Genomic DNA, 25,199 nt, shown 5'->3' with positions numbered 1-25,199 from the left:
ACCCTTGGCCCGGCAGAGCGCCGCTGTGAAAGGAGCCATGGGAATGGGACAGATCAGAGGGGAGAGCCCCTATGCCGCGCTGATGGGTGAAATGGCCGCCGACTGCAGCCGGTGCCGGGGCCTGTGCTGCACGGAGCTCTATTTCTCCCGGTGCGACGGCTTTCCGGCGGACAAGGCCGCGGGGGTGCCCTGCGCTCATCTGACGGCCGGCTTCCGCTGCGATATCCACGGCGAATTGGCGGAGCGGGGGCTGAAGGGCTGCATGGCCTACGACTGCTTCGGCGCGGGTCAGGCCGCCTGTGAGGGCGGCGGGGACTTCCACCGCCTCTTCCGCCTGCGGCAGATGCGCTGGTATCTGGCGCAGGCGGCCTCGCTGAAGCCCTGCGGCGGCCTGCGGGACGAGCTGGACGCGCTGATGGCGGAGAGCGGCGGCGCGGAGGATATCGACGCCTTTCAGGAGCGTGTGAACGCCGTCCTCAAGCGGGCGGTCGCCCTGGTGTGCGACAGGGGCAGGCCCAGGCGCGGGGATCTGGCCGGCAGGCGGCTGCGGGGAGACGAGACAGCCGGGCGGGATCTGAGCATGGTGCTGCTGATCGCCGCCAATCTGCGGGGCTGCTCCCTCCGGGGGACCAGCCTGCTGGGGGCCGACCTGCGGGACGCGGACCTCTCCGGCGCGGACCTCTCGGAGTGCGTCTTTCTCACCCAGGGGCAGGTGAACGGGGCCAGGGGGGATGAAAAAACCAAGCTGCCGCCCGCCCTGCGCAGGCCGGAGCACTGGGGAGGAGGAGCGGCGCGACGTGGCACATAAGCGATTTTATCAGCTGGGCCCGGCGGCCTACGCCATCTCCACGGCCAAATGCCGGGCAGTGCGCCGCCTGTCGGACACGGTGCGCGGCGGGCGCTTCGCGGCGGACAGGAGCCCGGAGCCGCTGCCCGTGGTCATCTACCGGCACAACTCCCTCATCCGCCGCCGGCTGGGCCAGGTAGACATGCAGCTGCAGGAGAACAAGGCCGTGAATCTGGCCCTTGCCGCGCCGAGGGTCAGCGGCATTCTGATCCGGCCGGGGGAGACCTTCTCCTTCTGGCGGCTGGTGGGCAACCCCACCGCACGCCGGGGCTACCGGGAGGGGCTGACCATCGGGGGCGGTGAGGCCCGGCGGGGCGTGGGCGGCGGGATGTGCCAGTTCACCAACCTCCTGCACTGGATGGTGCTCCACACGCCCCTGGAGATTGTGGAGCACCACCATCACGACGGGTACGACCTCTTCCCGGACTTCAACCGCCAGATCCCCTTCGGGACGGGGACCTCCATCTTCTATAACTACCTGGACTACCGCTTTCGCAATTCCACGGACCGGACCTATCAGATTCTCGTCCACATCACGGACAGGCACCTCTGCGGCGAGCTGCGCGCAGACGCCCCGCAGCCCCTCAAGTACCATATCTGCGCCGCGGGGGAGGGCTTCGTCCGGGAGGACGGGGCGGTGTGGCGGGTGGGCCAGGTCTGGCGCACCGCGCTGGACCCTGCCACCGGCGCCGCTGAGGAGCGGCTGCTCCTGCGGGAGAACCACGCCAGGGTGATGTACGACACGGCCGGGCTGGAGATTGGGACGGAGCGCGCCTAGGACTTTTCTGAAACATATCAACACGCCCAACCGGCGGGCCTTTTCCCGACTATACGGCGCTGTTTTCCTTAAAACCGTCAGGATTTCTGCGAAAAAGCTGCCTGCCGGCCGAAAAAATTCCGCGCCGCCGGGCATATTGCCATTTATCCAATAAGGCCCGGCCCCGCTTTTTTTCTTGCGGTCCCGGGGGTGTTTGTGGTAGGATAATACGGTTAAAGGCGAAAAACGGCGGAAAGGGGCGTGAGACCATGATGCGGCTGCTGCTGGCCCGCCACGGCGAGACCGAGTGGAACGCCGACGGGCGGATTCAGGGGTATCACGACGTCCCCCTCAACGGGCGGGGCAGGGCCCAGGCGGAGGAACTGGGGCGGCGGCTCCGGGAGAGCGGAGAGAAGATCGAACGCTGCTACTCAAGTCCGAAAATCCGCGCCCTTGAGACGGCCCGCATCGCCTGCCGGGCGCTGGAGCTGGACGAAATCACCATAGTGGAGGACCTGCGGGAGGTCAGCTTCGGGGCCTGGGAGGGCCGCACCTGGGCACAGGTGGAGGCGCAGTGGCCCGCCGAGTACGCCGCCTACCAGGCGGACCGCCGGACCGTCCGGCCTCCGGAGGGGGAGTCCTATGGGGAGCTGCTCGCCCGGGTGCTGCCCGCCCTGGCGCGCCTCCAGAACGCAGGCGGGGGCACGGCCCTGGTGGCCTGCCACAGCGCCGTCATCTCCTCCGTGCGGGCTTTTCTGGACGGCGTGGAGGTGCTTGACAACCGCTTTCTCAGCCGCTGCAAGCTGGACAACGGCGCTTGGATCGCGCTGGACCGGCCGCTGCAGGGCGCAGGTATTTTCCCCCGGCCTATTCAATAAAAAGATGGAGGTACTGCAATGAAGCAGGACATGATTGTCATTCTGGACCTGGGCAGCGAGGAGAACGCCAGGCTGGCCCGTGAAATCCGCGCGCTGGGCGTGTACAGCGAGATCCACCCCCACGACATCACGCTGGAGGAGCTGAAGGCCCTGCCGGGCGTGAAGGGCGTCATCCTCAACGGCGGCCCCAACCGGGTGGTGGACGGCGTGGAGATCGACGTCTCCAGGGATATCTATAATTACGAGGCGCCCGTCCTCCTGGCCGACCACAAGGGGGACAAGCCCTGGCCCGCCGACGACGCGGAGCGGAAAACCGCCCTCTCCAACTTCGTGTTCGGCGTCTGCGGCGCCGAGGCCAACTGGAACATGGACAACTTTATCGCCGACCAGGTGGAGCTGATTCGCCAGCAGGTGGGGGACAAGAAGGTCCTCCTGGCCCTCTCCGGCGGCGTGGACTCCTCCGTGGTGGCCGCCCTCCTCATCAAGGCCATCGGCAAGCAGCTCACCTGCGTGCACGTGAACCACGGCCTCCTGCGCAAGGGCGAGCCGGAGCAGGTGGTGAAGGTCTTCCGGGACGAGATGGACGCCAATCTGGTCTATGTGGACGCGGTGGACCGCTTCCTCGATAAGCTCTCCGGCGTGGCCGATCCCGAGCAAAAGCGCAAGCTCATCGGCGCGGAGTTCATCCGGGTCTTCGAGGAGGAGGCCCGTAAGCTCTGCGGCATTCAATTCCTGGGCCAGGGCACCATCTACCCCGATATCATCGAGTCCGGCACCAAGACCGTCAAGGCGGTCAAGTCCCACCACAATGTGGGCGGTCTGCCCGAGGACCTGGATTTCGCCCTGGTGGAGCCGTTGAAGATGCTCTTCAAGGACGAGGTGCGCGCCTGCGGCAAGGCCCTGGGCCTGCCCGACGCCATGGTCTACCGCCAGCCCTTCCCCGGCCCCGGCCTGGGGGTGCGCTGCCTGGGGGCCATCACCCGGGACCGGCTGGAGGCCGTCCGGGAGTCCGACGCCATCCTCCGGGAGGAGTTCGCCAGGAACGGCCTGGAGGGCAAGGTATGGCAGTACTTCACTGCAATACCGGATATCAAGAGCGTGGGCGTGCGGGATAACAGGCGCGCAGACGAGTGGTGCGTCATCATCCGCGCCGTCAACACCGTGGACGCCATGACCGCCACCGTGGAGAACGTGCCCTTTGAGCTGCTCCAGCACATCACCGGGCGTATCACCGCCGAGGTGAAGGGCGTCAACCGCGTGCTCTTCGACCTTACGCCCAAGCCCACCGGCACCATCGAGTGGGAATGACCCTGTGAAGTCCGCAAAGCCTTGCAAATAGCCGTTTGTGGATTTGCAATTTCCCTCTTGGCAACGATTTGGCAACATCGACAACACGATTGTAAACTATTCATAGAAAAAGAGCTGATTGGTTTTGAGTGCCAGTCAGCTCTTTTTTGTGTGTTGGTAATATTCTATATAAATTTTTACTTAAACTTATATGCTAAGTATGCGCCGCCAGGGGGGACACGGAGTGGAACCAGTGGGTGCGCTCGGAGAAAAACAGCTTTCCCTTGTGATGGAGTGCCACGGCATCGAGCGGGAGGATAACGACAAACACCTGTCCGTGCTGGACGATAAGAAAGAGCAGAGGGCGCAAGAAGACCGCCGCCCTGAAAATGGAAAAAAACAGAGAAACAGAGCCAGGTGGAGCAGCAAGAGCAAAGGCGAAAGGAGCTGGCCCCGGCTGTGAAGAATATGGAGCGGTTGGCGGCGGAGTTTTCGGCAGACCCGGAGCAGATTTTACCGGAGCCGGGGGCGCTGGAAACGGGACGGGCCTACCGGGAGAAAAAAGCAAAGCCTTTGCTGGCCCAAATCGTCAAGGTGCTGCGTTCCTTGTACCGGGCCTATATCGACCTAAAGGGAAAGTTTGAGTGTCTGCAAGGGGACTATGGCCGGGTGCGGGAGAGCAACGAGCGCCTGTCAGATTGCTTGCAGGAGTTGAAGATGGAGAACAAGACCATGCGGGGTGTCTCCGCTAACTACGAGCGGGTCAGGCGGGCCTTTGGCTCCCAGGAGGTAGAACAGGCGGTTGAGGCCGACAAACAGCGGGAGCAGGCGGAGAAAATACGGAAACGACCCCGGCGCTCTTTAGACCATGACACTCGGTAAGCAAGTTGATTTACATGCGGTCTTGTAATATGCCTTTTCCAAATAGCAAACTACTCGTCTGCTTCATTTAATATTTCTTCAAGTCTTTTTTCGCTGATAGAAAAAGCATTTAATATAGCCAACTTTAACGTGCTAAATTTTGGTGAAAATGGCCTTTGAAATTTGCACAAAAAATTAACTATAATATTTATAGGATATGCGACAACTTTTCTTAATCGGCGTTGTATATGATATCAAAGGAGGATACAGTTATTATGAAACGCGTGAAAGCAGCCTGTATCTGTCAGACACTTCACTTCTTGCTGAAGGAAGATGTTGCACATGATTTGGCCGTGAAGCAAGTTGAGCAGGAGGTTGAGCAGTACAGGAAAAACTTGGAGCGCAACCATACCCAATACAAGATGGTCGGCCAGTCTGTCCAGCCGGATGGCTCCATCATGGTCAAGGTCATCAAGCAGTACAATAGCGCCCCTGTGGGCGATTATTTGAAATAACAGGGCATTACAGAACTATATTTACAGGCACAGTTTCTTCAAATATACGCATAAGATAATTTGTGAAAAATACCCTTTGAAAAAACCGTTGTCAAATACTATAATATCTATGTCGAGCCGCAAATGCGTAAGTCCGGACTATCCGGACTTACGCATTATTTTTTTGTGCAAAACGGGAGGTAAACCAAAAATGTCAGAACCAAATCAATGTCTTTCCACCGAAAAGGTCGGCAAGCTCATGGGGAAATACGCCGTTCCCTGCATCATCTCACTTCTCGTCGGCGCTTTATACAATATCGTTGACCAGATATTTATTGCCAACGCTGCTTATCTCGGCTCCTATGGCAACGCAGCCAATACCGTTGTGTTTCCGTTGACGGTGGTGGCTCTGGCTATCGCTGTGATGATTGGTGATGGTTGTTGCGCGTTCGTCAGCATCAGCTTGGGGAAAAGCGATGGGCAGTCGGCAAAAAGGAGCGTTGGAAACGCTGTCGTTATCGCTGTGTGCAGCAGTTTGGTGTTGACCGCTCTCTACTTGATCTTCTCTGATCAGATCATCGGCATGTTCGGAGGAACGGTCAGCGAAGAAACATTCCGCCACTCCAAAGAATATTTCTTCTATATCAGCCTTGGCATTCCGTTCTATATGTTTGGGCAGGCCATGAATCCCATTATCCGAGCCGATGGTAATCCAAAGTTTGCGATGGTTTCCACGCTGGCCGGCGCCGTGGCAAATATCATCCTCGATCCCATTTTTATTTTCACGTTCCGTTGGGGCATGATGGGTGCCGCAGTCGCAACCGTGATTGGGCAGATCATCACCGCTGTTTTAGCCATTTGGTATTTGCTCAACATGAAATTAATCCGGCCTGCCAAAGCTGATTATTCAATAGATCGAAAAATCAGCGGGAGAACGCTTCTCCTTGGTATGACCAGCTTTCTTTCGCAGATTTCCTTGGTGGCCGCTATGGCTGCCATCAACAATATGCTCCGAAAATACGGCGCTTTGGATGCTGTGTTTGGGCAGGCGCAATACGCGCAGATTCCCATGGCGGTGGTAGGAATCGTGATGAAGTTCTTCCAGATTGTCATTTCTATCGTTGTCGGTATGGCTGCTGGCTGTATCCCCGTTGTCGGCTTCAATATGGGCGCGGGAAAAAAGGGGCGTGTCAAGGAGCTGTTTACAAAGTTGCTGATTTCAGAGGCCATCGTTGGCGCTGTTGGTTTCGTCCTTGTTGAGTTCTTCCCCCAACAGCTTATTTCCATTTTTGGTGCAGCGAATGAAAGCGTCTATTATACAGAGTTTGCCTTGAAGTCTTTCCGCATTTATCTGTGTATGATTGTTTTGGCGTGCATCAACAAGGCTTGTTTTATTTTCTTGCAGGCAATGGGAAAGGCTGCCGCATCAACAATCCTCTCGCTAATCAGGGAAGTGGTGTTTGGCGTGGGATTTGCACTCCTGCTGCCTGCTTTCTTTGGGTTGGACGGCGTTCTGTATTCCATGCCCACTTCAGACGTTCTCACCTTTATTGTTGCGGTATTGTTGATTGTTGGCACTTTCAAAGAACTGAACAGAAAAGAGGTAAATACACTATGAAAAACCGTATTATTACCATCAGTCGTGAATTTGGCAGTGGCGGAAGAACAATAGGCAAGGAGGTTGCTGAAAAGTTGGGTATCCCTTGCTATGACGAAAAACTAATCAATAAAATTGCCGAAAAAAGTGGTTTCGCCAAAGAGTATATTGCAGATAGGGGCGAGTATGCCCCCTCTGTCAACTGGTTTGTAAATATGTTTGGGGGCCGGGACTATAACGGACACTCTATCAGTGATGATTTATGGAAAATACAGCGGGAAATCATTTTAGAGCTGGCAGAAAAAGGCCCCTGTGTGATTGTGGGCCGATGCGCAGATTACATTCTAAAGGATACCGCGGATTGCCTTACTGTGTTCATCCATGCCTCTAAGGAAAAACGAGCTGAACGGATCGTCAAGCTCTATGGAGAGCGTGACGAAAAGCCAGAGCAGCGATTACTGGATAAGGACAAGCGGCGCAAAGTCTATTATCAGATGTACACGGATACAGAATGGGGCGTTGCGGACAATTATCATATTTCCTTGGACAGCGGTATTTTCGGTATTGAAAAGTGTGTTGAACTTATTACGGGCCTATATTGATAGAAAACGGGGTAGAAAATGCGGAAAAGTGTAGTTTGCGCTTTTCCGCATTTTACGGTAAAATCAACATCTTTGATAACCAACGGACTGATCATTTTTTGATAACAGGAATCCGGCAACACTGTGTTTGTTGGATAATCGGTATCAAATCAAGCAAAAAGAAGTCAAATCCTCTAAACAATATCGTTTAGAACCAGAGTTGACTTGGCGAATGGGAGTAAGACACGGATATTTAAAAACAGCCCGCTCCACTTGGAGCGGGCTGTTTTTTCTGTTATTCCAGGGTAAAGGTCCGGGTGATCGAGGTCCCGCCGAACAGCGCGCCCACCTCTACCTCGATGGGGGAGGTGCTGGTGGTGGTGTAGGCGGAGGTGACGATGACGGACGCACCGGGCTGGACGTTGCGCATAACGTCGGTGGATTCGTGCACGTCGGTATCGCCGATGACGGCCGAGGTCAGCTGGACGCTGTCCTGATAGGCGATGTCGCGGACCGCCGTCATGAAGTTGGCGGCCTTGTCGCTGTGGTTGGTAAAGCCGTAGGTGATCACGACGGCGTCGGCGCCCTCGTAGTCCTTCACGGCGGTGCAGGAGATGATGGAGACCTCATAATCGCCGACCGAGCCGGTCACGGCGTCGGCGGGCACATCGATGGTGGCCAGCTCGGTGACGCCGCCCTCTGAGATTTCAAAGGTCTTGCCCAGCTTATCGCCGGAGAAGCTGAACAGCTCGCCGATCTCAATGCTGACCGGCGCGGTTTCGCTGACCAGAACGTAGGCCTTTTGAACGTCGATGGAGCCGCCCGTCTTGACCTCCAGCATGGCGCTCTGAGGGTCGCACACGCTGGAGTCCGCGATGACGGCGGCGTCAAGCTGCAGGCCGTTCTGGTAGGCAATCTCGCTCAGCGCGACCATTGCGGCGGCAGCTTCCTCGCTGTTGTTGGTGAAGGTGTAAGTAATAACGATGGCGCTCGCGCCGGTGTAGTCTTTCGCCAGGGCGAAATCCTTTATCTCGACGCCGTAATCCCCCAGCGTCCCGCTGCTCTCCAGCGTGTCGCCGGGAGCGGCGTCCGGGGTCTCCACAGGGGCGGGGTCGCCGGAGGGGGAGGGAGCTGCGGAGGGGGTCTGCTGGGCGGCGCTGGGGGGCGTGCTGTCCTTAGCGGCGTTACCGCCGCCGTCGCTGCTGCAGCCTGCGGCCAGGGTGAGGCAGAGCGCTCCGCTCAGGAGCAGGGCAAGAGCTTTCCGATTCATACTTCATACGTCCTCTCATTATAGTGCCGCTTCCGGCGGCCGGGGACATTGACAGGCGGGCCGGGATACTTGCCGCCTGTAACGATTATACGGTGCTTGTCGGAAATTGTCAAATTCCCGGTGCGCCATGCGCCGTATACGGTCCCCGCCGACCGGCCCCACACTGTCAACAAAACCATAAACATTGGACAATTGACCAAAAAAGCGCACAGATTTGCCGATTGTAAACACGGTTGGGCTGTGTTAGTATTTTTCATGGTACGGAACTGTCTCCGGCCTGGCGGCCGGCTCTCCCGGATTTGCAGCATACACCCTGTGACGCCGCATCGGCGCGGGGGCTGCCCGGGATAAGGTCCTGTTGTTGGCAGGAAAGCGATAAAACCTTCCAATCAGACTTGACAGAGAGCGCTGAAGTCCTTATACTCATAGCATCAGTTGAGGACGAAGGCGTTCCACCTAAGGGCGGAGCGCCTTCTTTTCATACCTGCCGATGGGGCGGGAGAGGCAAATTTCACGAATGTCCACTCTATTATAAGAGGAAAGGGGATACCCATCATGGCGTATACCAAGGAAGACATCATCCGAATGGTAAAGGAAGAGGACATCGAGTTCATCCGCCTCCAGTTTACCGACATTTTCGGCCAGCTGAAGAATGTGGCCATTACAGCCTCCCAGATTGAAAAGGCCGTCAACAACCAGATTATGTTCGACGGCTCCTCCATCGAGGGCTTCGTCCGGCTGGAGGAGTCCGACCAGTGCCTCTATCCCGATCTGGACACCTTCGTGGTATTCCCCTGGCGTCCCCAGCACGGCAAGGTGGCCCGGCTCATCTGCGACGTGTACAATACGGACGGCACGCCCTTTGTGGGCGATCCCCGGGGCGTGCTCAAGCAGGTCCTGCGGCGGGCCGAGGCGATGGGCTACGACTCCTTCTGCGTGGGGCCCGAGGCCGAGTTTTTCCTCTTCCAGACCGATGAGGAGGGCAAGCCCACCACCAAGACCAACGACGAGGCCGGCTACTTCGACCTGGGCCCTCTGGACCACGGAGAGGGCACCCGCCGGGAGATCTGCATGGCGCTGGAGCAGATGGGCTTTGAAATCGAGGCCAGCCACCACGAGGTGGCCGAGGGCCAGCACGAGATTGACTTCAAATACACCGACGCGCTGAAGGCGGCCGACAATATCATGACCTTCAAGCTGGCGGTCAAAATTCTGGCTCAGAAGAACGGCCTCCACGCCACCTTTATGCCCAAACCCATCTACGGTGTGGCGGGCTCGGGCATGCACACCAATATGTCCCTCTTCAAGAACGGGAAAAACGTGTTCTGCGATCCCGACGGCGAGAAGGGCCTCTCCAAGGAGGCGTACGCCTTTATCGCGGGACTGCTGCGCCATGTGAAGGGCATGGCCGCCGTCACCAATCCGCTTGTCAACTCCTATAAGCGCCTGGTGCCCGGGTACGAGGCGCCCTGCTACCTCTCCTGGTCCGCCTCCAACCGCTCCGCCCTCATCCGCATCCCCGCCAGCCGGGGCCAGGGCACCCGGGTGGAGTTGCGCTCCCCCGACCCCTCCTGCAACCCCTACCTGGAGCTGGCCGTCTGCCTGGCCGCCGGGCTGGACGGCATTGAGAAGGGCATGGTCCCGCCCGCCGAGATCACCGAGAACATCTTCAAGATGGACCGGGAGGCCCGCGCCGCAAGGGGCATCGACAACCTGCCCGGCTCTCTGGAGGAGGCCATCAGGGCCATGGAGTCCGACCAGCTCGTGCTGGACACCCTGGGCGCCCATGTGGCGGAGAACTACCTGGAGGGCAAGAAGAAGGAGTGGGAGGAATACCGCACCCGCGTCAGCTCCTGGGAGCGGGAGAAGTACATCATCAACTATTAAACCCGGCGCGCAGGTGATTGCGCGGCGGGGGACAGAGCCCCCGCCCTACGTCTTGTAGGGGACGGCCTTCGCGCCGTCCCGCGTCTCCGGCGACTCCTTAGCGAAGAGGAGTTGAAGAACTATGGAAAAGGTAATCGTCGCCTTTGAGAGCGACAAGAGCTGCCGGCGCATCAAGGATATACTGGAGGCCGCCGGCACGGCCTCCTGCATCGTCTGCCGCTCCTCGGCGGAGGTGAAGCGGGTGGTGAACAAGCTCCATATCACCGCCGTGGTCTGCGGCTATAAATTCCCGGACGAGTCCGCCGAGGACCTCTTCGACGACCTGCCCGCCAGCTGCGCCATGCTGCTGGTGGCGCCCCGGAGCCTGCTGGAGCTGTGCGAAAACGAGGACATCTTCAAGCTGGCCGCCCCCGTGTCCAAGGGGGACCTGGCGGCGTCGGTGCGGCTGCTCCTCCAGATGGGGCGTCGGCTGGAGAAATTCGTGCGGCCCCGCCGCAGCGACGAGGAGCGGAGCGTCATCAGCGAGGCCAAGGCGGTGCTGATGGGCCGCAACGGCATGACGGAGGAGCAGGCCCACCGCTTCCTGCAGAAGCGGAGCATGGACACCGGCGCCAAACTCATTCAGACCGCGCAGATGGTATTGGACGGCTCCTGGAACGCATAGGATTGACTGTGCGCCCCCACAACCGGATATGCGGCAGTGAAGTCGGTCCGGCCGGGCGGCAGTCCCAAGCGACTGCCGCCCGGCTTTTCATCAGCCGGGAAGGGGCGGGGGCCTGAGTGAGAGTTGAGACGCAAAAACGCAGCGGGGCGCTGTCCGGCGGGGAGACAGGCGTGAAGCGTTTTTCCCGCGCCCGCCGTAACCGATGCGCGCGGCTCAGACCCGCGCCGCTTTTTCCGTCTCACTCCCATCACTGTGCGGAAACAGGAGGTTTTCATGCTGCGCTTCACCAAGATGCAGGGTCTGGGCAACGACTATGTGTACCTGGACTGCACGAAAGAGACGCCGGGGAATTTACCGGGGCTGGCCGTCAGGCTGTCCGACAGGCACTTCGGCGTGGGGAGCGACGGCCTCATCTGCATCTTTCCGTCCCGCCGGGCGGACTTCCGGATGCGTATGTTCAACGCCGACGGCTCAGAGGGGGAGATGTGCGGCAACGGCATCCGCTGCGTGGGCAAATACGTCTACGAAAAGGGCCTCGCCAACCGGACGGAGCTGACCGTTGAGACCCTGGCGGGGGTCAAGCGGCTGACCCTCCACGCCCGGGACGGCGCGGTGGAGACCGTCACCGTGGACATGGGGGAGCCCGCGCCCGCGCCGCCCCGGACTTTGACGGTCCGGGGCAGGGAGTGGGAGGTCATACCCATCTCGGTGGGCAACCCCCATATCGTCACCTACCTCACCGGCGTGGACGGCCTGGAGCTGGCGGCCCTGGGCCCGGAGTTCGAGCGCCACCCGGCGTTCCCGGAGCGCACCAACACCGAATTTGTGGAGGTGGTCTCCCCGGACCGTCTGAAAATGCGGGTTTGGGAGCGGGGGAGCGGGGAGACTCTGGCCTGCGGCACCGGGGCCTGCGCGGTGCTTTGCGCCTCGGCGCTCAGCGGCCGGTCCGGGCGCGCCGCCACCGTCCAGCTTCGGGGCGGGGATCTTGACATTCGCTGGGATATCGCGGATAATCACATCTATATGACCGGCCCCGCCGTCACGGTGTTCGAGGGTCAATTCAACTAAGGAGGAGTCAAGGATGACTCATATCAACCAGAACTTTCTCAAGCTGCCCGGGGGCTACCTGTTCCCCGAGATCTCCCGCCGGGTGAAGGCCTTCTCCGCCCAGAATCCCCCCATGCCCCTCATCAAGCTGGGCATCGGCGACGTGACGCTGCCCCTGGCCCCCGCCGTTGTGGAGGCCATGGCCAAGGCCACGGAGGAGATGGGCCGCAGGGAGACCTTCCGCGGCTACTGCGAGGAGACCGGCTGCGCCTACGATTTCCTCCGCTTCGCCATCCAGGGCTCCTACAGGGACTGCGGCGTGGAGATTGCCGACGACGAGATTTTCGTCTCCGACGGCGCCAAGAGCGACTGCGGCAATATCGGGGACATCTTCAGCGTGGACAACGTGGTGGCCGTGTGCGACCCGGTGTACCCCGTCTACGTGGACACCAACGCCATGGCGGGCCGGGCCGGGGACTTCGACGGCGAGAAGTGGACCGACCTGGTGTACCTGCCCTGCACGGCGGAGAACGGCTTCTTCCCCGCGCTGCCCCAGGGGAAGGTGCCCGACCTCATCTATATCTGTTCTCCCAACAACCCCACCGGCACGGCGGCGACGAAAGAGCAGCTCAAGACCTGGGTGGACTACGCCAACGCCCACGGCAGCATCATCCTCTACGACAGCGCCTACGAGGCCTTCATCACCGAGCCGGGCATCCCCCACAGCATCTATGAGGTGGAGGGGGCCGGGACCTGCGCCATCGAGTTCCGCTCCTTCTCCAAGACCGCCGGCTTCACCGGCACCCGCTGCGCCTACACCGTGGTCCCCAAGGCGCTGGAGCGGGAGGGCGTCAGCCTGAACGCCCTCTGGAGCCGCCGGCAGGGCACCAAGTTCAACGGTGTGTCCTATGTGGTCCAGCGGGCGGCGGAGGCCGTCTTCACCCCCGAGGGCCGGGCCCAGACCAGGGAGAACATCGCCTACTACCTCAACAACGCCAGGGTCATCAAATCCGGGCTGGAGCAGGCGGGCCTCACCGTCTACGGCGGTGTGAACGCCCCCTATATCTGGGCCCGCACCCCGGAGGGCGTGGGCTCCTGGGACTTCTTCGACACCCTGCTCCACAAGGCCTGCGTGGTCACCACCCCCGGCGCGGGCTTCGGCCCCGCGGGCGAGGGCTACATCCGCCTCACCGCCTTCGGCGGCGCGGAGGCCACCGAGGAGGCCGTGGAGCGCATCGTCAAGCTGCTGTAAATACAGTCCAGGCCATGGGAGGGAGCATGGCCGGCCCCGCCGGTTTTCCGGCTGTGCCGGCTGTGCCCCCCTCTTTGCTTTGCCGGGAAAACGGGCGCTCAGCGCATTGGACGGACGGATTTTACCGGCGCGGCCCTCCCGGCCCACGCCCTTACCCGGGGGCGCACCCGGGCGGGCCGCATTTTGTCAGAACCCGGGTAGGCGTTATCGGCGGCGGCAATTAAAAACCTGTTTTGTTTCTGTTTTGTTGTTGTCAGCCGTGGAAAATCTGACCATAATAGACTCCGGTGATGACATGAAACGGATGATAAAAATCCTGTTGGTGCTGGCGGCGGCGCTGCTGGCAATCTATATGCTCCTGCGCTGGCAGGGGGCGATTCTGTTCTGGGACGAGGCCGCGCCGGGACGGTACGAGGTCTTCGGCGTGGACGTCTCCAACTACCAGGGGACCGTGGACTGGCCCGCCCTGGCGGAGCAGGGAGTGGACTTTGCCTTCCTCAAGGCCACCGAGGGCAGCTCCCTGGTGGATAAGCGGTTTTCCGCCAACTGGGAGAATGCACGCTCGGCGGGGGTGCTGGCCGGGGCGTACCATTTCCTGAGCTACGACAGCCCCGGCGAGACCCAGGCGGACAATTTTATCGCCACGGTCCCTGTATCGCCCGGGGCGCTGCCGCCCGTGGTGGATATCGAGTTCTATGGGGACTATATCGAGCATCCCAAGAGCGCGGAGGAGGTTCGGCCCATTCTGGACGCGCTCCTGGTCCGTCTGGAGGCGCACTACGGACAAAAGCCCATCCTCTACGTGACCAATGAGTCCTACCGACTCTACGTTGCGGGCCGGTACGGCGGCTACCCCCTCTGGTGCAGCTTCCCCATCCTCTCCCCGTTCTGGCGGGAGTGGACCTTTTGGCAGTACAGCCACCACGCCGTCCTGGACGGCTACGACGGCACGGAGCGGTATATCGACCTGAACGTCTTCCGGGGCGGCCCGGAAGAGCTGCGCGCCATGACGCGCCCCGCATCCCCGGGGTCCGACAACGACGGGCCGCGCTTTGCGGCCGACGCCCTCCCGGAAAACACGATACAGGAGACCTTCCGGCCTGTACCGTACATAGACAGCGAGGACTTTCTCCTGCCCCCGGCGGCGGCGGATAGCTGGCGGCCTTCGCCCGGTGCCCGGCGTGGGGAGGGGAGGGCCTGTGCAGGCCCTCCCCTCCTTTTCGCATTTCTTTTCAGCTTCTATTCTAATCTGTTCCCTTTTCTGCTATAATATCATAATTGGCACGACTATACTCAATAACGGATTTTGGAGGCAGGGAATGGATTCTTATTCCACCCTTACAAATGATCTGCGTGCGGCCTGTCCCGGCCTGGAGCTGCGGGAGAACGAGCCCATGGCGCGGCACACCACCTTCCGGGTGGGGGGGCCGGTGCGGCTGATGGCCCTGCCGAAGAGCGGGACGGAGGCCGCCGCCGCGGTGAAGGCCGCCCGCGCGCTGGGGATTACCCCCTTTTTCATGGGCAACGGCTCCAACCTGCTGGCGGCGGACAGGGGCTGGGAGGGCTTCATCATCAAGACCCAGACCGGCCTGGACGCCCTGGAGGCGGACGGGAGCGCCATCACCGCCGGGAGCGGCGTGTTGCTGGTGAGGCTGGCCAATTTCGCCCGGGAGCTGGGCCTTACGGGACTGGAGTTCGCCCACGGGATTCCCGGCTCGGTGGGCGGCGCGGTGACCATGAACGCCGGGGCCTACGACGGCGAGATCCGCCAGGTGTGCGTGGAGACCACGGTCCTGACCCCGGAGGGGGAGCTGGAGACGGTCGCCGGGGAGGAGCAGGACTTTTCCTACCGGCACAGCGCCTTTTCCGGCGGCGCAAGGCTGATTCTGGGCGCGAAATTTCAGCTCCAAAGGGGCGACGGCGCGGCGATTCAGGCCCGGATGGACGAGCTGATGGAGAGGCGCAGGAGCAAACAGCCCCTGGAGTACCCCAGCGCGGGCAGCACCTTCAAGCGGCCGGCAGGGCACTTTGCCGCCGCGCTCATCGACCGGTGCGGCCTGAAGGGGCGGCGCGTGGGCGGCGCGCAGGTCTCCGAGAAGCACGCGGGCTTCATCGTCAACCGGGGCGGCGCCACCTGCGCGGACATTCTGGCGCTGGCGGAGCTGGTGCGGGAGACCGTGCTGCGGGAGACCGGCGTGACGCTGGAGATGGAAGTGCGCACGCTGGGAATCAGCTGAAGGCGACGAAGGACGCCGGGCCGAACAAGGCCCCCGCAGGCCCGGCGAAGCGGGCGGACGCGGGGAGAGGAGCGGCAGGGACGCGGCGCGCGGGATGGCCGTAAGGCCGTTTTGAAGGGCACGGACTTTGCGACGACGGGGGATAGGTTATGGAATTTGTGATAATATCGGGCCTCTCGGGGGCGGGGAAGAGCAAGGCGGCCTCCTTCATGGAGGATATGGGCTTCTATGTGGTGGACAATATGCCCGCGCCCCTCATCCCCAAGTTCGCGGAGCTGTGCATGGCAGGGCCGGGGAAGTACGACCGGGTTGCCCTGGTGACCGATATCCGGGGGGGACAGACCTTTGACGGCCTGTTCGAGGCCCTTACCGCCCTGGAGAAAATGGGCTGCAACTACAAAATCCTCTTTGTGGAGGCCACCACCGAGACCATCATCAAGCGCTATAAGGAGACCCGGCGGATTCACCCCCTGCTGGGCCGGGGCCGGACCCTGGCCGAGGCGGTGGGGCAGGAGCGCTCGGACCTGGCCCCGGTGCGCCAGCGCTCGGAGTACATTGTGGACACCTCGGCGCTGTCCGCGGCCAAGCTCCGGGGGGAGATTCTGCGCCTCTTCGGCAGCGGGGACGCCACCCCGGCCATGAGCGTCAACGTGATCTCCTTCGGCTTCAAGTACGGCATTCCGCTGGAGGCGGACCTGATATTCGACGTTCGCTTTCTCCCCAACCCCTACTACATCGCAGAGCTGCGGGAGCAGACCGGCCTGGACGAGAGCGTCTATAATTTCGTCTTCGGCTACCAGGAGACCCGGGAGTTTATGAAGCACCTGGAAAACCTGATGGGCTTCCTCCTGCCCCGGTATGTGGAGGAGGGAAAGACCATGCTGGTCATCGGCGTGGGCTGCACCGGCGGCCAGCACCGCAGCGTGGCCGTCACCCGGGCCCTGGCCGAGTTCGTCAAGCAGAAGGGGTACAGCGCCGGCGAGAACCACAGGGATATGACGAGAGCTTAAAAATGAACGGCAGCGGGAAGACCGCCCGGGCGAAGCGGGCAAGGGCCGGTATAAGCCGCCGCCCGCGCCCGCGGGCGGCTCTCGCTCGGCGCGCGCGTTTTCCGATTGACTTGGGGGTGTGCAAATGACCGAACCCTATAGCCGCACAGACCGGCGGTGGGAGTTTGGGCCGAGGATTGTCGCCATCGGCGGCGGGACGGGCCTGAGCACCATGCTGCGGGGACTGAAGAGCTATACCAAAAACCTGACCGCCATCGTCACCGTGGCCGACGACGGCGGCGGGTCCGGCGTGCTGCGCCAGGACCTGGGAATGCCCCCGCCGGGGGACATCCGCCACTGTATGGAGGCGCTGGCCAACGCCGAGCCCATCATGTCGGAGCTGCTGTCGTACCGCTTCCCCAAGGACTCGGGGAGTCTGGCGGGGCAGTCCTTCGGCAACCTGATTCTGGCCGCCCTCAACGGCATCTCCGACTCCTTCGACCAGGCCGTGGCCCGGATGAGCCAGGTCCTGGCCATCTCGGGCCGGATTCTGCCCGTGACCAACGCCGACGTGCAGCTGGAGGCCACCTTTGAAAACGGCACGGCGGTGGTGGGCGAGTCCAAAATCTGCCGGTTCAAGAAGGCCCAGGACTGCCGCATCAAAAACGTGCGGCTCCTGCCCGAGCGTCCCCCCGCCCTGCCCGAGAGCCTCCAGGCCATCGCGCAGGCGGACCTCATTCTGCTGGGTCCGGGCAGCCTCTACACCAGCGTGATTCCAAACCTGCTGGTGGAGGGCGTGGCCGACGCCATCTGCGCCTCCGACGCGCTGAAGATGTACATCTGCAACATTATGACCCAGGACGGAGAGACGGAGGGCATGACGGCCTCCGACCACGTAAGGGCCCTGCTGACCCACTCCGGGCCGGGGCTGGTGGATGTGTGCCTGTGCAACTCCGCGCCCGTGCGTCCCCGGCTGGTGGAGCGCTACCGGGAGGAGGACGCCGTCCCCATCACGGTGGACAAGGCGGACATCGAGGCCCTGGGCGTGGAGCCGGTGACCCGGCCCCTCTCCTCCGAGACGTCCGACTACGCCCGGCACTCCATCGCCCGGCTCTCAGCGGCGGTGATGGAGATCTACAGCGAACGGGCGGAGACGAGAGTATTCTGACGAAAAGGGCGGCGGGAAAAATGAAGAACGGGAGGGGCGCGCCCCGGCGGCAGGCCATAACTGCCGGCGGTTTTCGCATCGGGGGCCTTGGCGCGCTGTCCCCATCGCGCGTTTTTCTCTCTTTGCCTTTCTGATATTTGGGGGTGTTTCTTTGTCCTTTGCCAGCCAGACCAAGGCGGAGCTGTGCCGGGTGCCCCTGGCGCGGCGGTGCTGCGCCCAGGCGGAGGCCTACGGCGTGCTCCTGTTCTGCAACAGCTTCACCCACCGGGAGGTGCGGATTATCACTGAGAGCGCCGACTTCGCAGCCCGGCTGCCGCAGCTCTTCAGGAAGGGCTTCCGCGTGGAGTTCGACGGCGCGCCGGCCGGCGGCGAGGGGGGAAAGCGGGCCTTTACCATCGCCGCGCCGGACAAGCTGGCCGCCGTGTTCTCCGCGTTCGGCCAGGACCCGGCGGACGCCCTGGCCCACCACATCAATTTCGCCGTCCTGGAGGAGGAGCACTGCCGCACCGCCTTCTTCCGGGGGGCGTTTCTGGCGGGGGGCTCCGTCACCGACCCGGCCAAGCGCTATCACCTGGAGCTGGTGACCTCCCACTATAATGTGAGCCGGGAGCTGCCGGTCCTGCTCCAGGAGGCGGGCTTCCGCCCCAAGGAGACCACCCGCAAGTCCAACTATATGACATACTTCAAGCAGAGCGAGTACATTGAGGATTTTTTGACCGCCATCGGCGCGCCGCTTGCCGCCATGGAGATAATGAACGCCAAGCTGGAGAAGAACCTCCGGGGGAGCGTGAACCGGCGGGTCAACTGCGACGCGGCCAACCTGGACAAGGCGGTGGACGCCGCCATGGAGCAGATTGCCGCCATCCGCGCGCTGGAAAAACGGATGGACCTCTCCGAGCTGGGGGACAAGCTGGCCCGGACCGCCCGTCTGCGGGTGGAGAACCCGGAGCTGACCCTGACCCAGCTGGCGGAGCTGTGCGACCCGCCGGTGACGAAGAGCTGCCTGAACCACCGGCTGAGAAAGCTCATGGAGCTGGCGAGGAACGGCTGAAGATGCGGATCTGAACGACGGCAAATTTAGGGCGCGGCGAATGGGCGCGCTCAAGGAGGATAAGGAAATGAAGGTCAAGAAATTTTGGAGCACGCAGTTCCTGTTCAGCTGGGTGGTGCTGGTGGTCTGCCTGCTGGCGGGCATCGTGATCCTGGAGCAGGGCATGTTCACGGCGGGCGTGGCATTGGTGGCGGGCGGCATGGTGCTGGAAGTGGTCAGCGCCATCCTCATGTGGAAGAATTTCCGCTGCCCCAACTGCCGCCGCAGCCTGAACCGCCGGATGCTCGACAGCGGCAGCATGGCGGTGGGGATGATCCGCTGCCCCCACTGCGGCGCCACCATGCCGCTGGAGTAAGACGGCGGGGCGGCCCGGGGCGCCTCAGAGGCCCTGAAGGCCGCCGGCGGGCGGACCCTCCGGGGGCCTGCCCGGCGCTTTCACGGTTCCTTTTACCTTTTTTATTTACTTAGGAGGTCTCTATGTCCTTTGTCCACCTGCATGTCCATACCGAATTCAGCCTGCTGGACGGCGCGTGCCGGATTGAGGGGCTGGCGAAGCACGTCAAGGAGCTGGGGCAGTCCGCCGTGGCCGTCACGGACCACGGGGTGATGTACGGCGCGGTGGATTTCTACCGCGCCTGCAAGGCCGAGGGCGTGAAGCCGATTATCGGGTGCGAGGTCTATGTGGCCCCGCGGAAGATGACCGACCGGGTCCACGAGCTGGACAGCTCGGCCTACCATCTGGTGCTCCTGTGCAAGGACGAGGTGGGCTACCGCAACCTCTGCTATCTGGTCTCCCAGGGCTTCCTGGAGGGCTTTTACGTCAAGCCCCGCATCGACAAGGCGCTGCTGTGGCAGCACACCGAGGGCCTCATCGCCCTTTCCGCCTGTCTTGCAGGGGAGATCCCCCGGCTGATCCGCGGGGGCAACTACGAGGGGGCCAAGCGGGCGGCGCTGGAGATGCAGGCGCACTTCGGCGAGGGGAATTACTATCTGGAGCTTCAGGACCACAAGCTGCCCGAGGACATGGAGGTATGCCGGGGCCTGACGCGCATCCACCAGGAGACCGGCATCCCGCTGGTGGTCACCAACGACGCCCACTACACCCGGCGGGAGGACGCCGCCATGCAGGACACCCTCATGGCCATCCAGATGGGGAAGACGGTGGACGATCCCACCCGCATGAAGTTCGAGACCGAGGAGTTCTATATCAAATCCGAGGCGGAGATGGCCGCCCTCTTTCCCGACTGGCCTCAGGCGGTTGAAAACACCGCCAAAATCGCAGAGATGTGCAATGTGGACTTTGAGTTTGGCAAATACCACCTGCCCGAGTTCAAGCTCCCCGAGGGCTGGACCGACCCCACCGCCTATTTCCGCCACCTGTGCGGCACGGGCTTCCAGCGCCGCTACCCCGGGGGGAACGACGAGTACCGCGCGCAGCTGGAGTACGAGATGGGCGTCATCGAGCAGATGGGCTTTGTGGACTACTTCCTCATCGTGTCCGACTTCATCGGCTACGCCAAGGGCAGGGACATCCCCGTGGGCCCGGGCCGTGGCAGCGCGGCGGGCAGCATGGTATCCTACTGCCTGGACATCACCGACGTGGACCCGGTCAAGTACAGCCTCTTTTTCGAGCGGTTTTTGAACCCCGAGCGTGTCACCATGCCCGATATCGACATCGACTTCTGCATCCGCCGGCGGGGCGAGGTCATCGACTACGTGCAGCGCAAGTACGGCGCGGACCATGTGGCCCAGATCGTCACCTTCGGCACCATGGCCGCCCGGGGCGCCATCCGGGACGTGGGCCGGGCGCTGAATGTGCCCTACGCCGACGTGGACGTGGTGGCCAAGCAGGTGCCCAGCGGCCCCGGCGCGCTCCACATCACCCTGGACCAGTCCCTCAAGCTCTCCAAGCAGCTCAGGGACTCCTACCAGGGGGACGAGCGCATCCGCCGGCTCATCGACACCGCCAAGGCCATCGAGGGGATGCCCCGCCACGCCTCCACCCACGCCGCGGGGGTGGTCATCACCAAGCGGCCGGTGTACGAGTATGTCCCCCTGGCGAAAAATGACGAATCGGTGGTTACCCAGTACGTGATGACCACGCTGGAGAAGCTGGGCCTGCTCAAGATGGACTTTCTCGGCCTGCGCAACCTCACCGTTCTGGACGACGCGGTTCAGCTGGTGAAGAAGCGCATCCCCGGCTTTGACCTGAAAAGCATCCCCGACGACGACCCCGACGTCTTCAAGATGCTCTCCGAGGGCAGAACCTCCGGCGTGTTCCAGATGGAGTCGGGCGGCATGACGGCGGTGGGCGTGGGCCTCAAGCCCAAGAGCATTGAGGACATCTGCGCCATCATCGCCCTCTACCGCCCGGGTCCCATGGACTCCATCCCCAGGTTCCTGGAGTGCGCCAAGCACCCGGAGAAGGTGACCTACCGCCACCCCATGCTGGAGCCCATCCTGAGCGTCACCTACGGGTGCATCGTCTACCAGGAGCAGGTGATCGAGATCTTCCGCAAGCTGGGCGGCTTCTCCCTGGGCCAGGCCGACATGGTGCGCCGGGCCATCTCCAAAAAGAAAAAGGCCCAGATCGCCAAGGAGCGCAGCGCCTTCGTCCACGGGGACGGCGAGCGCAGCATCTGCGGCTGCGTTTCAAACGGCATCCCCGCCGCCGTCGGCGAGGCCATCTACGACGAGATTGAGGCCTTCGGCCAGTACGCATTCAACAAGGCCCATTCGGTGGCCTATGCCATCGTCGCGTACCAGACCGCGTATTTCAAATGCCATTTTACGAGAGAATATATGGCGGCCCTTCTCACCTCCGTGCTGGACTCCAGCGAAAAGGTGGCGGAGTACATCGCCGAGTGCAGGGACTGCGGAATCGCCCTCCTGCCGCCCGACATCAACGAGAGCGGGGCGTCCTTCACCGTCTCGGGGGAGAATATCCGCTTCGGCCTGGCGGCCGTCAAGGGCGTGGGCTGGGGCATCATCCAGAAGGTGCTGGACGAGCGGGAGGAGCACGGGGCGTTCACCTCCTTCCCCGACTTCTGCCAGCGGATGAACGACGCAGACCTCAACAAGCGGGTGCTGGAGAATCTCATCAAGTGCGGGGCCTTCGACGGCTTCGGCGTCTACCGCTCCCAGCTTTTGGAGGCCTACGGCCAGGTGGTGGACTCCATCGCCCAAATACGCAAGAAAAATCTGGAGGGGCAGTTCGACCTCTTCGGCGGCGGCGGGGCGGACGAGGTCCAGTCCTCCGCCCCGGCCATGGCGCTGAAGAACATCCCCGAGTTCACCGCCCAGGAGCTGATGACCATGGAGAAGGAGACCACCGGCCTCTACCTCACCGGCCACCCCATGGACCAGTACCGGGAGACGGCCAGGCGCTGCCACGCCGCCCCCATCGGGGCCATCATGGCCGACTTCGCCCGGGAGGACGGGCCGGAAAACTACCGGGACGACCAGAAGGTCACCCTGGCCGGCGTCGTCACCGCGTCCAAGACCAAGACCACCAAGAACAACACGCTGATGGCCTATGTGACGTTGGAGGACGACACCGGCGCGATTGAGCTGCTGGTCTTCTCCCGCGTGCTGGGGGAGAGCGGCAGCTATATCAAGGAGAACTCCCCCGTGCTGGTCACGGGAAAGATCTCCGTCCGGGACGAAAAAGCGCCCCAGATTATGACCGATTCGGTGCGTCCCCTGACCCAGGCCGGAGAACCTCCCGCCGGAGACGGCGGGGAGAGCGGCAAAGCGCAGCAGAAGCTCTTCGTCCGCCTGCCCTCCGCCGACGACCCCAGGTGGCGGAAAATTCAGCTCATTCTGGAGCTCTTCCCCGGTCAGGAGTCCTTCAAGGCCAAATTCCTGGACGCCCAGCAGTGGGCGCCGCCCATCCCCTGCATGGTCCATCCCAGCCTGATTCAGGAGCTGCGGGACATGCTGGGGGAGGAGAACGTGGCGGTGAAATAAGAAGCGTGAGCGTAGGCGCATAGGGGAGCCTGGACCAGAGCGACGGGGAAAGCCGGAAAAGGCCGGACCCCGCGAGGCGTTGTCCGGGTTTGCCCGGAGTCGTCGGGAAGGCGCCCCGGCCATGGGCCCAACGCGAGCGTGACAAGGAAGCGTGAGCGTAGGCGCATAGGGGAGATAAGACGGCATGGAGCCGAAAAAACAGGTTGGGCGTCTCACGCAAGCCCAACGGCATTTTTCGCGGAATGGCGGCTTATCGCCCCGGCCATGGGCCCAACGCGAACGTGACAAGGAGAAGCGCCGAGCGCCCGTGAGCAGGGGACTAAGCGGGGAGCGGAGTGAAAAGCCGCAGTGCGGCGTCCCACGCAAGCCGTCCGGAGGATTTTTGCGCAGTCGTACGGCTTAGGACCCGTCGCGGAGGGTGCGAGGCGTGACAAGGAGAAGCGCCGAGCGCCCGTGAGCAGGGGACTAAGCGGGGAGCGGAGCGAAAAGCCGCCCGGAGGGGTTTTTCTTCTGCGTATCCTGCCCGCAAAACGTGTATTTGGAGAGGAAACGATGACCTTACTGAAAAAGATTGCCTCCCTGGTGTTCCACCGGACGGCCCTTGTCGGCCTGCTGCTCGTTGTGCAGGTTGTGCTGCTGGTGGTGATGATGGTGGGCTTCGCCGACTACTTCGTGCAGTTTTACATCCTGTGCGTGGCGGTTTCGGTGCTGGTGGTGCTGTGGATTGTAAACGCCCGCAGCGACCCGGGCTATAAGATCGCCTGGATTATCCCCATTCTGGTCTTCCCGGTCTTCGGCGGCCTGGTGTACCTCCTCTGCGGCGGGAACCAGCTCTCCGCCCGGACCCGGCGGAAGATGGAGGGCATGGACCGCAAGCTGGTGGAGGTCCTCTCCGACGACTATAAGGCGGAGGACCTGGCCCCCTACGGCAAGGATGCGGTGAACCAGTCCCGCTATCTGGAGCAGTATGCCCACTGCCCGCTCTACACCAACACCGCCACCAGGTACTACCCCCTGGGGGACGACGCCTTCCCGGATATGCTGGAGGCCCTCCGAAGGGCGCGCAGCTATATATTCCTGGAGTACTTCATCATCGACCACGGCGTCTTCTGGGACTCCATTGTGGACATCATGGAGGAGAAGGCGAAGGCCGGGGTGGACGTGCGGGTGATATACGACGACATCGGCTCCCTCTACACCCTGCCCAAGAACTACCCGGCGGAGCTGGAGGACAAGGGCGTCAAATGCCGTGTCTTCAACCGCTTCGTCCCAGTGCTCTCCGTGCGGCTCAACAACCGGGACCACCGGAAGTTCTGCATTGTGGACGGCCATACCGGCTTCACCGGCGGCATCAACCTGGCCGACGAGTATATCAACCAACGGGGGAAGTACGGACACTGGAAGGACAGCGCCATCCGCCTCCAGGGCGAGGCGGTGTGGAGCATGACGGTGATGTTCCTCACCATGTGGGACTATATCTGCGGCGTGGACGAGCCCTACGACAAATACCGCCCCGCCCACCTGCCGGAGGCGTCCGGGGCCGGGGCGGGGTACTATGTCCAGCCCTATACCGACAGCCCCCTGGACGGCGAGCCGGTGGGGGAGACGGTGTACCTCAACCTCATCAACAAGGCGCGGGACTACGTCTATATCACCACGCCCTACCTCATCGTCTCCGACAGCGTGAATACCGCCCTGTGCAACGCCGCCAAGGAGGGGGTGGACGTGCGCATCATGACGCCCCACATCCCCGACAAGAAGATTATTTTCGAGGTCACCCGGGCCCACTACGAGCCGCTTCTGGAGGCGGGAGTCAAGATTTACGAGTATACCCCCGGCTTCGTCCACGGGAAGAACTTCGCAGTGGACGACAAGTACGCCACCGTGGGGTCCATCAACATGGACTACCGCAGCATGTTCCTGCATTTTGAGGACGGGGTTTGGCTGTGCGGCGATCCCACCGTGCTGGACGTGAAGGCCGACTTTCTGAACACGCAGAACAAGTGCCAGGAGATCACCCTGGAGCGCTGCCGGGAGCATTCGGTGGGCCGCAGGCTTCTGCGGGCGGTGCTGCGGGTCTTCGCGCCGCTGATGTGACGGGACCCAAATAGAAAAAACGGCGCCCCATGCTCTGCATGGGGCGCCGTTTTTCCTCAGCTTGACAAAGAAGCCCCGGGGGTTCTTTGTCAGAAGGACGCATGACGGATAGGGCGCGGCTTCTTGAAAAAAAGCAGCCCCATCCGTTGAACAGCCCCAGTAAAAACGGACAATGACAAAATGCCCCCTGATGTAGGATAATAGAACTACATCAGGGGGTATTGTTATGAGCAAACGAAGCTATACAAAAATAGGAGCGATGGAGG

General features: G+C 62.1%; 21 protein-coding genes. 20 read left to right on the top strand and 1 reads right to left on the bottom strand.

Translation table 11 applies throughout. The features are described 5' to 3' along the window. Nucleotides 1–43: 43 nt before the first annotated feature. The 8 genes from H8S62_RS10970 (at nucleotide 44) to H8S62_RS10935 (ending at nucleotide 7,323) form a co-directional block, all read left to right on the top strand. Nucleotides 44–808 carry a pentapeptide repeat-containing protein gene (locus H8S62_RS10970; RefSeq protein WP_207723506.1) on the top strand — a complete coding sequence of 255 codons (765 nt, stop codon included), beginning with the start codon at nucleotides 44–46 and terminating at the stop codon, nucleotides 806–808. Beyond that, nucleotides 798–1,625 carry a VanW family protein gene (locus tag H8S62_RS10965; protein WP_341481050.1) on the top strand — a complete coding sequence of 276 codons (828 nt, stop codon included), beginning with the start codon at nucleotides 798–800 and terminating at the stop codon, nucleotides 1,623–1,625. Before H8S62_RS10970 ends, H8S62_RS10965 begins: the two co-directional genes overlap by 11 nt. Nucleotides 1,626–1,873: 248 nt before the next feature. Then, a complete protein-coding gene (locus H8S62_RS10960) occupies nucleotides 1,874–2,482 on the top strand; it encodes a histidine phosphatase family protein (RefSeq protein WP_155149547.1) in 609 nt (202 codons plus the stop codon). Nucleotides 2,483–2,500: 18 nt separating this feature from the next. Next, nucleotides 2,501–3,790 carry a glutamine-hydrolyzing GMP synthase gene (gene guaA / locus H8S62_RS10955; RefSeq protein ID WP_186919342.1) on the top strand — a complete coding sequence of 430 codons (1,290 nt, stop codon included), beginning with the start codon at nucleotides 2,501–2,503 and terminating at the stop codon, nucleotides 3,788–3,790. Nucleotides 3,791–4,228: 438 nt separating this feature from the next. Next, complete coding sequence (locus H8S62_RS18085; protein ID WP_243255611.1) at nucleotides 4,229–4,651, top strand: hypothetical protein; 423 nt, start codon at nucleotides 4,229–4,231, stop codon at nucleotides 4,649–4,651. 254 nt (nucleotides 4,652–4,905) lie between these two features. Beyond that, nucleotides 4,906–5,145 carry a hypothetical protein gene (locus tag H8S62_RS10945; RefSeq protein WP_186919340.1) on the top strand — a complete coding sequence of 80 codons (240 nt, stop codon included), beginning with the start codon at nucleotides 4,906–4,908 and terminating at the stop codon, nucleotides 5,143–5,145. A 190-nt stretch (nucleotides 5,146–5,335) separates the two neighbouring features. Next, on the top strand, nucleotides 5,336–6,742 hold the full coding sequence (locus tag H8S62_RS10940; protein WP_186919339.1) for an MATE family efflux transporter: 1,407 nt from the start codon (nucleotides 5,336–5,338) through the stop codon (nucleotides 6,740–6,742). Further along, a complete protein-coding gene (locus H8S62_RS10935) occupies nucleotides 6,739–7,323 on the top strand; it encodes a cytidylate kinase-like family protein (protein ID WP_186919337.1) in 585 nt (194 codons plus the stop codon). The genes H8S62_RS10940 and H8S62_RS10935 overlap by 4 nt, the downstream gene beginning before the upstream one ends. 274 nt (nucleotides 7,324–7,597) lie before the next feature. Here H8S62_RS10935 and H8S62_RS10930 read toward each other — a convergent pair whose 3' ends face one another. Continuing rightward, complete coding sequence (locus H8S62_RS10930; RefSeq protein ID WP_155151961.1) at nucleotides 7,598–8,572, bottom strand: DUF5067 domain-containing protein; 975 nt, start codon at nucleotides 8,570–8,572, stop codon at nucleotides 7,598–7,600. A gap of 552 nt (nucleotides 8,573–9,124) precedes the next feature. Here H8S62_RS10930 and glnA point away from each other — a divergent pair. The 12 genes from glnA to cls all read left to right on the top strand — a co-directional run bounded on the left by glnA (nucleotide 9,125) and on the right by cls (nucleotide 24,933). Continuing rightward, nucleotides 9,125–10,459, top strand: coding sequence for a type I glutamate--ammonia ligase (glnA, locus tag H8S62_RS10925; protein ID WP_341481055.1), 1,335 nt, complete (start codon nucleotides 9,125–9,127; stop codon nucleotides 10,457–10,459). Nucleotides 10,460–10,580: 121 nt separating this feature from the next. After that, complete coding sequence (locus tag H8S62_RS10920) at nucleotides 10,581–11,123, top strand: ANTAR domain-containing response regulator (protein ID WP_155151968.1); 543 nt, start codon at nucleotides 10,581–10,583, stop codon at nucleotides 11,121–11,123. A 276-nt stretch (nucleotides 11,124–11,399) separates the two neighbouring features. Next, a complete protein-coding gene (dapF, locus tag H8S62_RS10915; protein ID WP_186919461.1) occupies nucleotides 11,400–12,191 on the top strand; it encodes a diaminopimelate epimerase in 792 nt (263 codons plus the stop codon). 13 nt (nucleotides 12,192–12,204) lie between these two features. Next, a complete protein-coding gene (locus H8S62_RS10910; protein ID WP_186919336.1) occupies nucleotides 12,205–13,422 on the top strand; it encodes an LL-diaminopimelate aminotransferase in 1,218 nt (405 codons plus the stop codon). A gap of 295 nt (nucleotides 13,423–13,717) precedes the next feature. Further along, on the top strand, nucleotides 13,718–14,692 hold the full coding sequence (locus H8S62_RS10905; RefSeq protein ID WP_186919334.1) for a GH25 family lysozyme: 975 nt from the start codon (nucleotides 13,718–13,720) through the stop codon (nucleotides 14,690–14,692). Between the two features lie 49 nt (nucleotides 14,693–14,741). Continuing rightward, on the top strand, nucleotides 14,742–15,659 hold the full coding sequence (murB, locus tag H8S62_RS10900) for a UDP-N-acetylmuramate dehydrogenase (RefSeq protein ID WP_155151973.1): 918 nt from the start codon (nucleotides 14,742–14,744) through the stop codon (nucleotides 15,657–15,659). A 149-nt stretch (nucleotides 15,660–15,808) separates the two neighbouring features. Beyond that, nucleotides 15,809–16,669 (top strand): RNase adapter RapZ, encoded by an 861-nt coding sequence (gene rapZ, locus H8S62_RS10895; protein WP_155151975.1) that lies wholly within the window; start codon nucleotides 15,809–15,811, stop codon nucleotides 16,667–16,669. A 124-nt stretch (nucleotides 16,670–16,793) separates the two neighbouring features. Continuing rightward, the gene (locus H8S62_RS10890; protein ID WP_155152937.1) at nucleotides 16,794–17,816 is read left to right on the top strand and encodes a gluconeogenesis factor YvcK family protein; all 1,023 of its coding nucleotides are present in this window, start codon (nucleotides 16,794–16,796) and stop codon (nucleotides 17,814–17,816) included. 151 nt (nucleotides 17,817–17,967) lie between these two features. Further along, a complete protein-coding gene (gene whiA, locus H8S62_RS10885; protein ID WP_186919332.1) occupies nucleotides 17,968–18,867 on the top strand; it encodes a DNA-binding protein WhiA in 900 nt (299 codons plus the stop codon). Nucleotides 18,868–18,934: 67 nt separating this feature from the next. Then, nucleotides 18,935–19,222 (top strand): hypothetical protein, encoded by a 288-nt coding sequence (locus H8S62_RS10880; RefSeq protein WP_155151981.1) that lies wholly within the window; start codon nucleotides 18,935–18,937, stop codon nucleotides 19,220–19,222. Nucleotides 19,223–19,344: 122 nt separating this feature from the next. Next, entirely contained in the window at nucleotides 19,345–22,836 is a 3,492-nt protein-coding gene (locus H8S62_RS10875) for a DNA polymerase III subunit alpha (protein WP_186919331.1), read from the top strand. Nucleotides 22,837–23,397: 561 nt separating this feature from the next. Continuing rightward, entirely contained in the window at nucleotides 23,398–24,933 is a 1,536-nt protein-coding gene (cls, locus tag H8S62_RS10870) for a cardiolipin synthase (RefSeq protein ID WP_480175895.1), read from the top strand. Nucleotides 24,934–25,199 lie beyond the last annotated feature (266 nt).

Origin of the sequence: Lawsonibacter faecis (assembly GCF_014287675.1) — a bacterium.
Lineage (GTDB): Bacteria > Bacillota > Clostridia > Oscillospirales > Oscillospiraceae > Pseudoflavonifractor > Pseudoflavonifractor faecis.
This window is presented reverse-complemented; position numbering and strand designations above follow the sequence as displayed.

Bases quoted from the DNA above. Each gene is read 5' to 3' on its own strand.
- H8S62_RS10880 (WP_155151981.1), top strand. From the start codon at position 18,935: ATGAAGGTCAAGAAATTTTGGAGCACGCAGTTCCTGTTCAGCTGGGTG.
- H8S62_RS10935 (WP_186919337.1), top strand. From the start codon at position 6,739: ATGAAAAACCGTATTATTACCATCAGTCGTGAATTTGGCAGTGGCGGA.
- murB (WP_155151973.1), top strand. From the start codon at position 14,742: ATGGATTCTTATTCCACCCTTACAAATGATCTGCGTGCGGCCTGTCCC.
- H8S62_RS10875 (WP_186919331.1), top strand. From the start codon at position 19,345: ATGTCCTTTGTCCACCTGCATGTCCATACCGAATTCAGCCTGCTGGAC.
- H8S62_RS10920 (WP_155151968.1), top strand. From the start codon at position 10,581: ATGGAAAAGGTAATCGTCGCCTTTGAGAGCGACAAGAGCTGCCGGCGC.
- H8S62_RS10970 (WP_207723506.1), top strand. From the start codon at position 44: ATGGGACAGATCAGAGGGGAGAGCCCCTATGCCGCGCTGATGGGTGAA.
- H8S62_RS10940 (WP_186919339.1), top strand. From the start codon at position 5,336: ATGTCAGAACCAAATCAATGTCTTTCCACCGAAAAGGTCGGCAAGCTC.
- H8S62_RS10930 (WP_155151961.1), bottom strand. From the start codon at position 8,572: ATGAATCGGAAAGCTCTTGCCCTGCTCCTGAGCGGAGCGCTCTGCCTC.
- guaA (WP_186919342.1), top strand. From the start codon at position 2,501: ATGAAGCAGGACATGATTGTCATTCTGGACCTGGGCAGCGAGGAGAAC.
- H8S62_RS10960 (WP_155149547.1), top strand. From the start codon at position 1,874: ATGATGCGGCTGCTGCTGGCCCGCCACGGCGAGACCGAGTGGAACGCC.
- H8S62_RS10945 (WP_186919340.1), top strand. From the start codon at position 4,906: ATGAAACGCGTGAAAGCAGCCTGTATCTGTCAGACACTTCACTTCTTG.
- H8S62_RS10910 (WP_186919336.1), top strand. From the start codon at position 12,205: ATGACTCATATCAACCAGAACTTTCTCAAGCTGCCCGGGGGCTACCTG.
- rapZ (WP_155151975.1), top strand. From the start codon at position 15,809: ATGGAATTTGTGATAATATCGGGCCTCTCGGGGGCGGGGAAGAGCAAG.
- H8S62_RS10890 (WP_155152937.1), top strand. From the start codon at position 16,794: ATGACCGAACCCTATAGCCGCACAGACCGGCGGTGGGAGTTTGGGCCG.
- H8S62_RS10905 (WP_186919334.1), top strand. From the start codon at position 13,718: ATGAAACGGATGATAAAAATCCTGTTGGTGCTGGCGGCGGCGCTGCTG.